At 73.7% G+C, this 14,064-nt stretch carries 14 protein-coding genes; 7 read left to right on the forward strand and 7 right to left on the reverse strand.

Annotation, left to right across the window (positions count from 1 at the left end; all coding sequences use genetic code 11):
- Positions 1 to 5: 5 nt before the first annotated feature.
- Positions 6 to 1,154: an adenosine deaminase gene (locus SLAV_RS14885; RefSeq protein ID WP_030231100.1), complete on the reverse strand. Its 1,149-nt coding sequence runs from the start codon at positions 1,152 to 1,154 to the stop codon at positions 6 to 8.
- Between the two features lie 113 nt (positions 1,155 to 1,267).
- Here SLAV_RS14885 and SLAV_RS14890 point away from each other — a divergent pair, with 113 nt between their 5' ends.
- Both SLAV_RS14890 and SLAV_RS14895 read left to right on the forward strand, forming a co-directional pair.
- Entirely contained in the window at positions 1,268 to 1,990 is a 723-nt protein-coding gene (locus SLAV_RS14890; protein ID WP_078950370.1) for an alpha/beta hydrolase, read from the forward strand.
- Positions 1,991 to 2,077: 87 nt separating this feature from the next.
- On the forward strand, positions 2,078 to 2,446 hold the full coding sequence (locus SLAV_RS14895; protein ID WP_030231095.1) for a cupin domain-containing protein: 369 nt from the start codon (positions 2,078 to 2,080) through the stop codon (positions 2,444 to 2,446).
- Positions 2,447 to 2,468: 22 nt separating this feature from the next.
- On the opposite strand, the gene SLAV_RS14900 is transcribed toward SLAV_RS14895, so the two are convergent.
- Positions 2,469 to 3,956 carry a CehA/McbA family metallohydrolase gene (locus SLAV_RS14900; protein ID WP_037687465.1) on the reverse strand — a complete coding sequence of 496 codons (1,488 nt, stop codon included), beginning with the start codon at positions 3,954 to 3,956 and terminating at the stop codon, positions 2,469 to 2,471.
- A gap of 69 nt (positions 3,957 to 4,025) precedes the next feature.
- A complete protein-coding gene (locus SLAV_RS43140; RefSeq protein WP_159038059.1) occupies positions 4,026 to 5,324 on the reverse strand; it encodes an ATP-grasp domain-containing protein in 1,299 nt (432 codons plus the stop codon).
- A gap of 144 nt (positions 5,325 to 5,468) precedes the next feature.
- Between SLAV_RS43140 and SLAV_RS14910 the strand changes: the two genes are divergently transcribed.
- Both SLAV_RS14910 and SLAV_RS14915 read left to right on the forward strand, forming a co-directional pair.
- Positions 5,469 to 6,530, forward strand: a complete 1,062-nt coding sequence (locus tag SLAV_RS14910; protein WP_391384011.1) for a helix-turn-helix transcriptional regulator — start codon at positions 5,469 to 5,471, stop codon at positions 6,528 to 6,530.
- A 20-nt stretch (positions 6,531 to 6,550) separates the two neighbouring features.
- The gene (locus SLAV_RS14915) at positions 6,551 to 7,186 is read left to right on the forward strand and encodes a hypothetical protein (RefSeq protein ID WP_030231085.1); all 636 of its coding nucleotides are present in this window, start codon (positions 6,551 to 6,553) and stop codon (positions 7,184 to 7,186) included.
- A 10-nt stretch (positions 7,187 to 7,196) separates the two neighbouring features.
- Here the strand turns inward: SLAV_RS14915 and SLAV_RS14920 are convergent, their stop codons facing one another.
- Positions 7,197 to 8,141 (reverse strand): LysR family transcriptional regulator, encoded by a 945-nt coding sequence (locus SLAV_RS14920; RefSeq protein WP_051841015.1) that lies wholly within the window; start codon positions 8,139 to 8,141, stop codon positions 7,197 to 7,199.
- A 92-nt stretch (positions 8,142 to 8,233) separates the two neighbouring features.
- Here SLAV_RS14920 and SLAV_RS14925 point away from each other — a divergent pair, with 92 nt between their 5' ends.
- The 3 genes from SLAV_RS14925 to SLAV_RS14935 all read left to right on the forward strand — a co-directional run bounded on the left by SLAV_RS14925 (position 8,234) and on the right by SLAV_RS14935 (position 11,504).
- Positions 8,234 to 9,529, forward strand: a complete 1,296-nt coding sequence (locus SLAV_RS14925) for an MFS transporter (protein ID WP_030231080.1) — start codon at positions 8,234 to 8,236, stop codon at positions 9,527 to 9,529.
- A 202-nt stretch (positions 9,530 to 9,731) separates the two neighbouring features.
- Entirely contained in the window at positions 9,732 to 10,448 is a 717-nt protein-coding gene (locus tag SLAV_RS14930) for a L,D-transpeptidase family protein (RefSeq protein WP_030231077.1), read from the forward strand.
- Between the two features lie 78 nt (positions 10,449 to 10,526).
- On the forward strand, positions 10,527 to 11,504 hold the full coding sequence (locus SLAV_RS14935; RefSeq protein ID WP_030231074.1) for a sigma-70 family RNA polymerase sigma factor: 978 nt from the start codon (positions 10,527 to 10,529) through the stop codon (positions 11,502 to 11,504).
- On the opposite strand, the gene SLAV_RS14940 is transcribed toward SLAV_RS14935, so the two are convergent.
- From SLAV_RS14940 to SLAV_RS14950, 3 genes are all read right to left on the reverse strand, one after another.
- Positions 11,421 to 11,759 carry an STAS domain-containing protein gene (locus tag SLAV_RS14940; RefSeq protein ID WP_030231072.1) on the reverse strand — a complete coding sequence of 113 codons (339 nt, stop codon included), beginning with the start codon at positions 11,757 to 11,759 and terminating at the stop codon, positions 11,421 to 11,423. The two genes, SLAV_RS14935 and SLAV_RS14940, sit on opposite strands and share 84 nt — an antisense overlap.
- Positions 11,760 to 12,056: 297 nt before the next feature.
- The gene (locus tag SLAV_RS14945) at positions 12,057 to 12,647 is read right to left on the reverse strand and encodes a Uma2 family endonuclease (RefSeq protein WP_030231067.1); all 591 of its coding nucleotides are present in this window, start codon (positions 12,645 to 12,647) and stop codon (positions 12,057 to 12,059) included.
- A 95-nt stretch (positions 12,648 to 12,742) separates the two neighbouring features.
- Positions 12,743 to 14,020: a thymidine phosphorylase gene (locus SLAV_RS14950; protein ID WP_030231066.1), complete on the reverse strand. Its 1,278-nt coding sequence runs from the start codon at positions 14,018 to 14,020 to the stop codon at positions 12,743 to 12,745.
- Positions 14,021 to 14,064 lie beyond the last annotated feature (44 nt).

Genomic DNA, 14,064 nt, shown 5'->3' on the forward strand with positions numbered 1-14,064 from the left:
GTGGCCTAGGCCGATACAGTTCCGCTGGTCGAAGCGGTCTGACGGAACAGCCACTCGGACTTCAGCTCCGCGTAACCCGGCTTGATCACGTCGTTGATCATCGCCAGTCGTTCATCGAAAGGAATGAACGCGGACTTCATCGCATTGACGGTGAACCACTGCATGTCGTCGAGCGAGTAGCCGAAGGTGTCGACCAGGTGCTCGAACTCGCGGCTCATGCTGGTGCCGCTCATCAGCCGGTTGTCGGTGTTGACCGTGAGCCGGAAGTGCAGCTTGCGCAGCAGACCGATCGGGTGCTCGGCGTACGAGGCGGCCGCGGCCGTCTGCAGGTTCGAGGTCGGGCACATCTCCAGGGGGATGCGCTTGTCCCGGACGTACGAGGCCAGGCGGCCCAGCTTCACCGAGCCGTCGGCGGCGACCTCGATGTCGTCGATGATCTTCACGCCGTGGCCGAGCCGGTCGGCGCCGCACCACTGCAGGGCCTGCCAGATCGACGGCAGGCCGAAGGCCTCGCCCGCGTGGATCGTGAAGTGGTTGTTCTCGCGCTTGAGGTACTCGAACGCGTCGAGGTGACGGGTGGGGGGGAAACCGGCCTCGGCGCCGGCGATGTCGAAGCCGACCACGCCGTTGTCCCGGTAGCGGTTGGCCAGTTCGGCGATCTCCAGCGCGCGGGCCGCGTGCCTCATGGCGGTCAGCAGCGCCCCGACGCGGATGCGGTGACCGTTGGCCTTGGCGCGGCGCTCGCCCTCGCGGAAGCCGTCGTTGACCGCCTCGACGACCTCTTCGAGGGTCAGGCCGGCTTCCAGGTGCTGCTCGGGGGCGTAGCGGATCTCGGCGTACACGACGCCGTCCTCGGCCAGGTCCTCGGCGCACTCGGCGGCGACCCGGAAGAGCGCCTCCTTGGTCTGCATGACCGCGCAGGTGTGCGCGAAGGTCTCCAGGTAGCGCGGGAGGGAGCCGGAGTCGGCGGCTTCGCGGAACCAGATGCCCAGCTTGTCGGCATCGGTCTCGGGAAGGTTCTCGTAGCCGACCTCGCGGGCCAGCTCGATGATGGTCCCGGGGCGCAGGCCACCGTCGAGGTGGTCGTGCAGGAGCACCTTCGGGGAGCGGCGGATCTGATCCGGGGTGGGCAGGTTGGAGGTCTCGCTCGTCATCTGGGCACTCTAGCTCCTACGCGCGTAGAGCACCGGTTGGCGCCGGGGGTCGATATGTAACAGAGACCGTACGGACGGGTGGCGTACACCTGTCAGTCTGAGACTGTTCCGCCATGGCACAGCATGCGCCGCCGGCGCGCGGGGCCCGTCTGGGGCGGGCGGCCGGCGCGAACGGCTCGGGTTCGACGGTCAGTGGTGTGGTGCTCCTGCTTCCCGGGGCGTCCAGATTCTCCCCCGGTCCGGTGCGTCCGCTCGCGCGGGCACTGGCCCGGACGGGCGGAGGGGACGGGCTGGTCGCGCACACCGTGGCGCACGGCGCGGGCTCCCGGGAGGAGGCCGCGCGGTGGGCCGCGGACGAGGCGGTACGGCTCTACGGGGACGTGCCCGTGTGCCTGGCCGGCTACTCCGCGGGCGGCGGGGCGGCGCTGCGGGCGGCGGGGCACGAGGCCGTCAACTCGGTGCTGGCGCTCGCTCCTTGTTTAACGGAAGCCGCGCGGGGGGCCTCCCCTGAACCGGTGAAACAGCTCGCGGGCCGGCACGTGCTGATCGTGCACGGCACGAACGACGCGCGCAGCGACCCGGAGGCCTCCTTCCTGCTGGCGGCGCGGGCCAAGAAGGCGAATCGTTCTACCTGCCGGTTCGAGGTGCACTCCGACGGCCACGGGCTGCGGGACCACCAGGCGGAAGTGGTGGCGCTCTGCGTGGACTTCGTCCTCGGGTCCATGTTCTCCGGGCGGTACTCGCGGCCGGTGACCGACGCCCTGGCCGCGCCGCCGCCGCTGGGGCTGCGGATGCCGCTGGCCTCGGGTTTCGGGCGGTCCCTGCGGGTCCGGTGATCCGCTGTCGGGCGGGGGCCCCGGGCGTAGAATGAGGAGTGGACTCGGGGTGGTTCGCGGTGCTTTTTCCCCGGGAGGCGATCACTCATGGCCGGATTGGTGCGCAGGAGCTTCGACAGCGCCGACGAGACGCGGCCGTTCGAGGGCGGCAAGGGCCGGATGGACCTCCTCCAGACCGCCGACGGGCCCGTCGGGCGGGCCGTGTTCGAGCCGGGCTGGAAGTGGTCCGAGCACGTCAAGCCGCTGGCGGGCACCGACAGCTGCGAGGCCGCGCACACGGGGTACGTGGTGAGCGGGCGCATCCAGGTCGTCATGGACGACGGGGAGAGCGGCGAGTACGGCACCGGCGACTTCCTGCAGATCGCCCCCGGACACGACGCCTGGGTACTGGGCGACGAGCCCTGCGTGGTCCTGGACTGGACCGGCTACGGGAACTTCGCGAAGCCCGCCGCCTGATCGGCGCCTGATCGGCGCCTGATCACCCGTCGAGGAAGACCGGATTGGTGAGCGCCGCCGGGGCGCCCGGCAGCGGCGGGGCGCCCGCCGGGTGGCGGACCTCCGCCCGTATGTAGGCCGAGCGCGCCGGCGTGGTGTGCCACTCCAGCGGGGCGGGCACCGCGCCGACGGCGGGCGGGACGGTGAGGACCACGCCCTGGTCGGTCACCAGCCGCAGCTCGCAGCCCTCGGCGCCGGAGCCGGTCACCGAGAGCCGTACCAGCACGTCCGTGTCCGGGCCGGGGGTGCGCAGCCGCCCGCCGATGCCGGCGTGGGCGCCGTGGCCGGTCACGGCGTCGAAGGAGACGGTGACGCGGTCGGACTCCGCGGCGTAGGAGCGGCCGGAGCGCAGGCCCACGAGGACCGCCTCGCGGGTCAGGTCGTCGGCCAGGACGACGGTCTGCGGGCCGCCGACCCGGTCCGGCTCGCGGTGGTGGTCGCTGCCCGCGACGGCCGGGAGCCAGCGCTCGCCGCGGGCGCCGCGCAGGGTGGCGTCCCAGGAGGCCAGCGCGACCTCGTCGTCCGGGGTCCAGGGGCCGTTCCAGACCTCCACCGCGTCGGCCTCGCCGAAGCCGAACTTCCAGGCGCAGCCGACGCAGGTGGCGTGCGGGTGCGCGGGTACGACGAGGCCTCCCGCGCCGCGGATCGTACGGGCGAACCGGCCGAAGCGGTCGTCGCGCGCCCGGTAGCGCCAGTCGACGAAGGTGCCGGGGTCGGTGCCGACGGCGAGGACGTGGCCGGTGCGGGTGGTGACCTCCTCGCCGGTGAGGACGAGGAGCTCCGGGGGGACGACGTCGGCCCAGGCGGCGTGTGCGGAGTGGGTGTTGTGGTCGGAGGAGTTGATGAAGTCCAGGCCCGCGGCGCGGGCGAGGGCGGCTATCTCGGCCGGGGTGCGGCGCCCGTCGGAGTGCAGGGAGTGGATGTGGCAGTCGCCGCGGTACCAGGCGCGGCCGCGGCCCCGGGCGCGCTGCGGCGGGTAGCGCAGCGGGGCGGCGGGGGCGGCGGGTCCGTAGGTGAAGGTCGCGGTGATCTCGTACGGGAGTCCTCGCGGGGCCACCGTGTACGGGCCGAGCAGCAGGAGCCAGCGGCCGGCGTCGACGGGTCCGGGCAGGTAGCCGGGGGTGGCGGCGTCGGTGCGCAGGAAGAACTCGGTGCGGGCGCCGCCGGACCAGCCGCGGAAGCCGCGGCCGCCGAGGGCGGTGCCGCGCGGGTCGAAGATGCCGATGTCGAGGGCGTTGCCGGGGGTGCCGGGCGGTACCGGGGGCTTCTCGTAGGTGTAGGAGACGCGCAGCTCGCTCACGCCGGAGGGGACGTCCAGGGGGACTTCGACGAAGTCGGGGGCGCCCGCGGGGATGGTGCCGCGCAGGGTCCTGGTGGTGGGGGCTCCTCCGGTGCCCGTGCCGGTGACGGCGGAGGGGACGTGCGGGGCGGCCGCGGCGGCCGCCAGCAGATCGCGTCGGGTCATCGCCATGTCCCCAGGGTGACCGGGGGAGGTGAATCCCGCGTGGATTCGGTGTGTGGGGCGCAGGCCGGGCCGGGTCTAGCGGCTGCGCCGGGCCGGGGCGGGGGCGTGGAGCAGGGTGGTGGCCCGGTCCAGGCTGCGGGTGAGGGCGGGCCGGGTCGGGCCGGTGGCGAGGACGTAGGCGTGGTGGAGGGCGCCGGTGGGGGCCCGGCGGACGGTGGCGTCCGGCGGGACCTGGAGCTGGACGCGGACCACGCCGGGGAGGGCGCGGGCGGCGGCGAGGGCGTCGGCGGCCCCCGGGGGACCGCCGCCGGGCGGGAAGTCGACGTAGCGCAGGCCCGCGTGGGCGGTGGCGGGCGGTTTGCGGACGGGCGCGGGCAGGCCGAGGCCGGCGCTGAGGGCGTGGGCGAGCACGTCGGTGCCGTGCGCGAGGCGCAGCAGCTGGGTGACCTCCTCGGCGCCGGGGTGGGGGTGCGTCTCGATCAGGCGGGGGCCGCGTGCGGTGAGGACCACCTCGGTGTGGGAGGGGCCGTCCCGGTGGCCGGCGAGGTCGAGGACGCCGCGTACGAGGGCCCGTACGGCTTCGGCGGTGGCGGGGTCGAGGGCGACGGGCGCGTCGTGGCCGCGGGCGGTGGGGGCGTGGGCGGTGGGGGCGTGGACGGGCTGGCCCGGGTCGGGGGCGGAGGCGGAGGCGGGGTCGTGGGCGGGGGCCGGCAGGCTCCTGGTCCAGCCGAGGACGCGGTGGCGGCCCTGCCGGGAGAGGGTCTGGACGGCGAGTTCGGGGCCTTCCAGGAACTCCTCCACCAGCAGGTCGGTGACCTCGGGGTAGTGCGGGGCGGCGGCCCGCGCCCCGGCCTCGTCGTGGACGACGAGCACGCCTTCGCCGTGGCTGCCCGCGCGGGGCTTGATGACGCAGGGGTAGCCGATGAGGGTGGCGAGGAAGGGGATCAGGGCGGCCCGGCCGCAGCGCGCGAAGGAGACGGGCCGGGCGGGGTGCAGGGTGTTGGCGCGGGCGCGCAGGGCGGCCTTGTCCATGAGGGCCGTGACGGCGGAGGGCGCGGTGCCGGGCAGGCCGAGGGCCTCGTTGGCGCGGGCGGCGGCCAGCGCCGTGGCGGGGCCGAAGCCGAAGACGCGGGCCCGGCCGTGGCGGACCTCCGCCAGCCGGGCGACGGCCCCCACCAGGCGGGGGTGGTCGCGCCAGTCCGTCCGTACCCGCCGCTCCGCCCCCTCACGGTCGGATGGCACCGATGGATCCGGCGCGACCACCACGGTGCGCGCGCCCGCACGGCGGGCGGCGGCCACCTCGGCGGGACACGGGCCGAGCAGGACCGCCACGGGTCGGTGCCGTGCTCCGGTGGTCGTCCCCTGCTGCCGCATACCGCGCTCCCCCCGTCACGCCGTGCTCCCACTGTGCCGGTCCGGCATATGCCGGAGTCGCCCGTTCAGGCGTCGAGTTGCCGCCTTGCGGGAACACGAGGGGTTTATAAACAGACACACACAGGGACGAATAGGCATATGCCCGTGGATGCCGAGGGAGCCGACCGGACGGAGCGCGGGGGCGATCTGAGCCCCGCCGCGCGGCGCCTCTACGCCTACGCGGTGGAGCGGCCGGTCTTCACCGCCGCCGAGGCCACCGCGGCCCTCGGCGTCCGCGCGGGGGCCGCGATCACGGAGCTGGCCGCCGGGCACCTGCTCCAGCGGGCCCCGGGAACGGGACCGGAGCGGTGGACCGCGGTGGCGCCCCGGGCCGCGGCGGCCCGCGCGCTGGCCCCGCTCGCGCTGCTCGTACGGGAGACCCACGACGAGATGGACCGGCTGCGCGGGCGGCTGGAGGCGCTGGTGCCCGCGTACGAGGCGGGGGCCGCGCACCGGGACCTGAGCGGGGCGGGCCGGCTGGAGCTGGTGACGGACCTCGGGGCGGTCCGCGGGCTGATCACGGAGCTGGCGGCGGGGTGCGAGCGGGAGCTGCTGACCTCCCAGCCGGGCGGCGGGCGGCCGCAGGAAACCCTGGAGGAGGCGGTCGGGCGGGACGAGTCGCTGCTGGCCCGCGGGGTCCGGATGCGGACGATCTACCAGCACACGGCGCGCTACTCACGGCCGACGGCGGCGTACGTCGAGCGGGTGACGGCGCTGGGCGCGCAGGTGCGGACGCTGGGCGACGGGCTGATGCGGATGCTGATCTTCGACGGGCGGACGGGGCTGATGGCGGTGCCGGACCGGACGGGGGCGGCGCTGGTGGTCCGGGAGCCGAGCGTCGTGCACTTCATGACGGCCGCCTTCGAGAGGTCCTGGCTGGGGGCGCAGCCGTTCGCCACGACGGTGAGCCCGGAGGCGGCCCGGTCGATCTCGGACGAGCTGCGGCAGACGATCGTGCAGCTGTTGTCGGAGGGGCTGGAGGACAAGGTGATCGCGCGCCGGCTGGGCATGTCGGAGCGGACCTGCCAGCGGCACATCGCGGAGATCATGCGGGCGGTCGGCGCCAAGTCCCGCTTCCAGGCGGGATACCTGCTCTCCGCCGCCGCCGACCGCCGCCCTGACCCGGACCCGGACCCGGACCCCGGAACTGCCGAACCGGTCCGCTGATGCCTTGTTAGCCTGCGGCGATGGGAATGGACATCACCGTGGTCACGGCCGACTGGGAACACCTGGCCGGGATACCGGCCGACGCGCGCCTGGACGCCCTGACCGACGCCGTGTGCCCGGACTCCTGCTGCGACCGCTGCGAGGAGGCCGACCGCGCCGTGCCGGGCGGCTGGGTGGGGCAGCGGGGGACGCCGTGGTGCGCCGAGTACCGGTTCTTCGGGACCACCGGTACGTACGCCTGGCACTTCCAGCTGGCCGAGGCCTGGGAGGACCTGCGCCCGGCGGCCGCGCCCGCGCTGCGGGAGGCCCTCGACCGTTTCCTGGGCGGCCTGTTCTGGTACGGCCCGGACCGGTGGGCGGGAGCGGAACCGGACGACTGGCCCCGGCCCGCCCCCGGCTTCCCGGGCGACCCGGCACCGTGGCGCCCGGAGGTGCTCGTGCTCGCTTCGCCGGACGAGGTGGCGGCGCTGGCCCGTGCCTGGGAGGCGGCCGCGCCCCGGCTGGAGGAGCTCCGGGAGCCCTTCGCCGCCACGGCCGCCCGCCGGCCGGCCTGGCTCGGCACCTTCGACATCGCCGGCGCGCTCCTGCGGGAGTGGGGCGAGGCGGTCACGGGGGCCGGGGAGCGCGGCTGGGGGCTGATCGGGCTTCCGTACTGAACGCGGCCGGCTAGGCGGGCGGTTCCAGTTCGGGGATCAGGCGCCCCCGGCGGGACAGCAGGAAGCGCTTGAACTCCGCCACCGGCGGGGTGTCGGGGTGGCCGTCCAGCCAGGCGACGCCGATCTGGCGCACCGCGCGCGGCGCCGTCACCGTCAGCTCCACCACCCCGGGCCGGGGCACGGCGGGCGGCGGCAGCAGGGCCACGCCCAGGCCCGCCGCGACGAGGCCGCGCAGGGTCTCGGCCTCCTCGCCCTCGAAGGCCACCTTGGGGGTGAAGCCCGCCTCCGCGCACAGGTCGTCGGTGATGCGCCGCAGGCCGTAGCCCGCCTCCAGGGTGACGAAGGTTTCCTCCGCGGCCTCGGCGAGCCGGATCCGCTTGCGCACCGCGAGGCGGTGGTCGTCCGGGACCACCAGGCGCAGCCGCTGTTCGTCGAGCCGGCGGGCCACCAGGTCGGGGGCGTCGGGCAAGGGCGAGGTCAGGCACAGGTCGAGTTCCCCGGCGCGGAGCTTCTCCAGCATGGCCTCGCCGTAGTTCTGGACGAGGGAGAACCGTACGCGCGGGTGGTCGGCCCGGAAGGCGCGGATCAGGCCGGGCACGGTCTCGGGGCCCAGCGTGTGCAGGAAGCCGAAGGCGACCTTCCCGAAGGAGGGGTCGGCGTCCTCCTGGACGGAGCCGGCCGCGCGGGCGATGCCGTCCAGGGCCCGTTCGGCGGAGGCGAGGAAGGTGCGGCCGGCCGTGGTGAGGGCGACGGTGCGGCCCTTGCGGGCGAACAGCGTGACGCCCAGGTCCTGTTCGAGGCGGACCATCGCCCTCGACAGGGTGGACTGCGGGACGCCCAGCTCGTGCGCGGCGCGGGTGACGTGCTCGTGCCGGGCGACGGCGGTGAAGTACGCGAGGCGCGGGGCCAGCAGGCGTGTCACGGCCATGTCTTCTTCGTAACGGTTCGTTGACATGTACGCCCCTGAGCTGTGGTGATGCGCGAGTGGATCGATTATCGCGATTTCGTGCATTGGACGCATGAAAAACAGGGGCCTACCTTCGACGTATGCCTCCCGCTCATACCGGGGCACCCGTCACCTCGGGTGCCTCCACCGCGTCGTCCCCTCAGCCCGAAGCCCACTCCCCCGGCCGCCCCGGCTACCGCCGGATGAGCCTCGCGCTCTTCGCCGCCGGACTGGCGACCTTCGCCCTCCTCTACTCCACCCAGGCACTGCTGCCCGCGATCTCCGCCGGTTTCGGCGTGACGGCCGGTCAGGCCAGCTGGACGGTGTCGGCGGCCACCGGCGCGCTCGCCCTGTTCGTACTGCCGCTCAGCGCGCTGTCGGAGCGGTTCGGGCGGACCCGGATGATGACCTGCTCGATGGTGATCGCCGTCGGCGTCGGCCTCCTCGTCCCCTTCGCCCCGAACCTGGAGTGGCTGGTGGCGCTGCGCGCGGTGCAGGGCGCGGCGATCGCCGGGATCCCGGCCTCCGCGATGGCGTACCTCGCGGAGGAGGTCAAGCCGAAGGCACTGGTCGGGGCGATCGGCCTGTTCGTGGCGGGCAACTCCATCGGTGGCATGAGCGGCCGCATCGTGACCGGCTGGGCGGCGCAGCTGTGGGGCTGGCGGGCCGGGCTGCTGGCCGTCGGGCTGATGGCGCTGGCCTGCGCGGCGGCCTTCCTGGTGCTGCTGCCCCGGGCACGGTTCTTCCGGGCGGCCTCGCTGAACCCGCGCGCGGTGGGACGTACCGTCGCCGGGCACCTGCGCGATCCTCTGCTGCTGCGGCTCTACGGGATCGGCGCGCTGTTCATGACCGTGTTCGGGGCCGTGTACACGGTCATCGGCTTCCGGCTGGTGGACGCGCCGTTCTCGCTGCCGCAGGGCGTGGTCGGCTCGGTGTTCCTCGTCTACCTGGTGGGTACGGCCTCCTCGGCCGCGGCCGGGCAGCTGGTGGCCCGTACGGGGCGGCGCGGGGCGCTGTACCTGGCGGTGACCACGACCGCGCTGGGTCTGCTGCTGTCGCTGGCCGACTCCCTCGCCGCGGTCCTGGCAGGGCTGGTGCTGATCACGGCGGGCTTCTTCGCGGGGCACGCCGTGGCCTCGGCGGCGGTGAGCCGGACGGCGAAGTCGGGCCGGGCGCAGGCCTCCGCGCTCTACCAGTCCGCGTACTACCTGGGCTCCAGCGCGGGCGGCACCCTGGGCGCGCTGGCGTACCACGCCTCGGGCTGGGCGGCCACGGTCGGCATCGCCCTGCTGGCGGTGGTGGGCGTCGCGTCGATCACCCTCTACGGGTCCCACGCGGCCCGGGTGGAGCGGGCGCGCGGACGGCGGCTCGCGGCTCCGGCCGCGGCGGCCCGCTGACCGGCGGGGACCCACGGGGACCGACCCGGAACTACCGGGACAGAAGATCGGACGGCCGGGCGAACGGCCGTCCGATCTGCATATTTCCCTCTGCCGGACCTCCTGACGAAAGCGGCCCCAGACCCTACGCTCGCGGTGCGACTCGCCGTGTTTCCGGGGCATGGGGCCCCCGAACGCCCTGGGCGAGGCAGGGGAGGAACCGATGGCGGGGATACGTGTGCGCGCGAAGCGGCGGGCCGCGGTGGTGTTCGGCGGGGCGCTGGCCCTCGCGGTTCCGGTGGTGCTGACGGGGGGCGGGACGGCCCAGGCCGCCGCCACCGCCTCGTGCAACGTGACCACCGGGCCCTACCAGCGTCAGGTGGAGCAGTTCCTGGGACGGCCGGTGGACGGGGTGCAGTCGGCGGCCGACTGCACGGCGATCCAGTCCTTCCAGGCGACCCACGGGATCACCCCCACGATGGGGTACGCGGGCCCGCTGACCTGGCAGACGATGAACACGATGCTCGCGCAGCGGGCCGCGGGCAAGAACCCGAACGCGGCCGGGACCTGTCCCACCAACCTGGGCCGGATCGCCTGCGTCGACCTGACCCGCCAGCTCAGCTGGATCCAGGACGGCGCGACGCTGAAGTACGGGCCGGTGGCGGTGCGCACCGGCAAGGCGGAGACGCCGACGCGGACCGGCCTGAAGAAGATCTACTACCGGTCCATCGACCACTGGTCGACGATCTACAACGTCTCGATGCCGTACGCGCAGTTCTTCGACGGCGGGATCGCCTTCCACTCGGTGACCAAGAGCATGTGGAACCCGCCGGGTTCCGGCGGCTGCGTGAACATGACGACGGCCGACGCCAAGGCGTACTGGAACATGCTGGGCAACGGCGAGGACGTCTTCGTGTACGGGCGCAAGCCCGGAACCTGACACTCCTGGCGCTCCCGGCTGCCGTTGTCGGACCCCTCGGGTAGTTTCCGTCGGAGACGGGACTACCTGGGGGCGACCATGAGTGACCTCGCGACGACACCACCGGACCTCGACGCCGCGATGGACCGGTACCGCGTCGAGCTGACCGGTTACTGCTACCGGATGCTCGGGTCGGCCTTCGACGCCGAGGACGCGGTGCAGGACACGTACATCCGTGCCTGGCGGGCGTACGAGAAGTTCGAGGGCCGCTCCTCGCTGCGGTCCTGGCTGTACCGGATCGCCACCAACGTCTGCCTGGACCTGCTGAACGCGGGCAACAAGCGGGCCCGTCCCATGGACTTCGGCGCCCCGCAGCACCAGGCCTCGGCCGTGCTCAACGAGCGGCCCGAGGTGACCTGGCTGGAGCCGGTGCCCGACGGGCGGGTGCTGCCGCAGACCGCCGACCCGGCGGAGCTGGCGCTGGCCAAGGAGTCCGTCCGGCTGGCCTTCGTCGCCGCCCTCCAGCACCTGCCGGCCAAGCAGCGGGCCGTGCTGATCCTGCGGGAGGTGCTGGCCTGGAAGGCGGAGGAGGTCGCGCAGCTCCTGGAGACCACGGTGGCCTCGGTGAACAGCGCCCTCCAGCGGGCCCGGGCAACCCTCTCCGGACAGCGCGTCCGCGCGAGCGAGGCGGCCGACCCCCTCGACGCCGCGCAGGCCGAGCTGCTGGGGCGCTACCTGTCCGCCTTCGAGGCCTACGACATCACCCGGCTGACGGCCCTGCTGCACGAGGACGCGGTGCTGTCGATGCCGCCGTTCGACCTGTGGCTGCGGGGCCACGCCGACATCGCGGCGTGGCACCTCGACCAGGGCATCGGCTGCAAGGGCTCCCGTCTGCTCCCCACCACGGCGAACGGCATGCCGGCCTTCGGCCAGTACCGGCCCGCCCCCTCGGGGACCGGGCACGTGCCGTGGGCGCTCCAGGTCCTGGAGATCTCAGACGGGAAGATCGTCGGGCTCAACGCCTTCCTCGACACCGCCCGGTGGTTCCCGCTCTTCGGGCTCCCCGAGCAGCTCTGACAGGCCTACGAGGCCCAGCAGGGCCCGCAGCGCGGGGCCGGCGCCGGTCACGGTGAAGGCCCCGCGCCCCCGCGCGGCCAGCCGCAGCCGCGCGAGCACCTCGACGGCCCCGAGCCCGGGCGCGGTGACGGCCCCGGCATCGCACACCACCGCGTCGGCCCCGCCGTCGTAGAGCAGCGCCAGCCGCGCGCAGAGCCGCGCCGCGTCCCGCTCGGTGGGGCCGGGTCCGGGCAGTACGAGCCGTCCGATCTTCATGCCGGGTTGACCGCCGCCCCTCCCGGAACTCATCGGTGACCCGCACAATGACCAGATGGACCTGCCCTCCTACCGGGACCCGCCGCCCACGGCGCACGCCCTCCCGGCCGGCGCGGAATGGGCCTCGTAAGACGCGGACCCGCGGTTCTTCCCGCACTACCACGAAGCCGCCCTGGGCCACCGGGACTTCGTCGCCCACATCGACGACGGCCTGGAGGCGTACCTGCGCGGCTACCTGTTCTGGCTGGAACAGCGGCGCGCCCCCGGGCCGGGGAGGCGCTGCCGCGGCACTGAGGGTCAGGGGCGGGGGAAGCCGAAGGTGTCGAGGGTGAGCTCGAACGGCTCGGGAAGGCGGACGGCCTCGCCGAACTTGCCCGCGTGCAGGACGCGGTACTTGCCGTCCTTGGGTTCGCCGTAGAGGTGGATCGTGGGGCTACCGGTGGCGTGCGGGTCGATGAGCAGATACAGCGCGACACCTGCCGCTGCGTAGCCGTGCAGCTTGGCCACGCGGTCGTTGACGGCGTTCGACTTGGACGTGACCTCCACCGCCAGCTCTGCAGCGGCGGCAGGAGTGAAGTTCTCCCCGCGCGGGACCTCCGACCTGGGTACGACCACGAGGTCCGGAATGTAGAGACCGCTGCGGCTCGGGACGGTCACGTTGAGGGTTTGGAAAACACCCCAGTCATCCGGGATCGCCGCATACAGTCGACGCTGTACCAGTTCGGCGATCAGGTTGTGGTTGTTGACGGGCGGTGGTGCCACGGTGACGATCCCCTCGATGATCTCCACCTTGCAGCCCCCGGGTACGTCCATCTCCTCCCAGAGACGGACCACCGAGTCCCAGTCGTCACCGCTTGGCGGCTGGCGCTCGACTGCGAGTGCGCTCATGGTGTGCTCCTTGTCGGTCGTCACCGATCCCAGCATGACGAACGGGACCGGTGGGCGTCCACCGGTCCCGTTCAGCCGTACGGATGAGCCGCGCGTCAGGCGATGCGGTCCAGGACGATCGGGGTGGCCGAGAAGGCCGTGCCCGCCGGGGCCACGTCGTAGGAGCCCTCCAGGGAGGCCAGGGCGTACTCGAACTTCTCCGGGGTGTCCGTGTGCAGGGTCATCAGCGGCTGGCCCGCGGTGACGGTGTCGCCCGGCTTCGCGTGCAGCTCGATGCCGGCACCGGCCTGGACCGGGTCCTCCTTGCGGGCGCGGCCCGCGCCCAGGCGCCAGGCGCCGACGCCGACGGCGTACGCGTCGAGGCGGGTCAGGACGCCCGAGGCGGAGGCGGTGACCACGTGCTGTTCGCGGGCCACCGGCAGGGCGGCGTCCGGGTCGCCGCCCTGGGCGGAGATCATCCGGCGCCACACGTCCATCGCGGAGCCGTCGGCCAGGGCCTTCGCCGGGTCGGCGTCCTTGATGCCCGCGGCGTCCAGCATCTCGCGGGCCAGGGCCAGCGTCAGCTCGACCACGTCGGAGGGGCCGCCGCCGGCCAGGACCTCGACGGACTCGCGGATCTCCAGGGCGTTGCCCGCGGTCAGGCCGAGCGGGGTGGACATGTCGGTGAGCAGGGCGATCGTCTTGACGCCGCTGTCGGTGCCGAGGGCCACCATGGTGGAGGCCAGCTCGCGGGCGTCCTCGATGTTCTTCATGAACGCGCCGGTGCCGACCTTGACGTCCAGGACGAGCGAGCCCGTACCTTCGGCGATCTTCTTCGACATGATCGAGGAGGCGATCAGCGGGATGGCCTCGACGGTGCCGGTGACGTCGCGCAGGGCGTACAGCTTCTTGTCGGCCGGGGCCAGGCCGTCGCCCGCCGCGCAGATGACGGCGCCGGTGGTGTCGAGGACGTTCAGCATCTCCTCGTTGGAGAGCAGCGCGCGCCAGCCCGGGATGGACTCCAGCTTGTCCAGGGTGCCGCCGGTGTGGCCCAGGCCGCGGCCCGAGAGCTGGGGCACGGCCGCGCCGCAGGCGGCGACGAGCGGGGCGAGCGGGAGGGTGATCTTGTCGCCGACGCCGCCGGTGGAGTGCTTGTCGGCGGTGGGGCGGGAGAGGGAGTCGAAGTTCATCCGCTCGCCGGAGGCGATCATCGCGGCGGTCCAGCGGGCGATCTCGGCCCGGTTCATGCCGTTGAGCAGGATGGCCATGGCCAGAGCGGACATCTGCTCGTCGGCGACGACCCCGCGGGTGTAGGCGTCGATGACCCAGTCGATCTGCTCGGGGCTCAGCTCACCACGGTCCCGCTTGGTCCGGATGACGGAGATGACGTCCATGAGGTGACTTCCTTCTACGCGCATAGAGATGAGGGAGGGAGTTC

This window comes from Streptomyces lavendulae subsp. lavendulae (assembly GCF_002803845.1).
GTDB lineage: Bacteria > Actinomycetota > Actinomycetes > Streptomycetales > Streptomycetaceae > Streptomyces > Streptomyces lavendulae.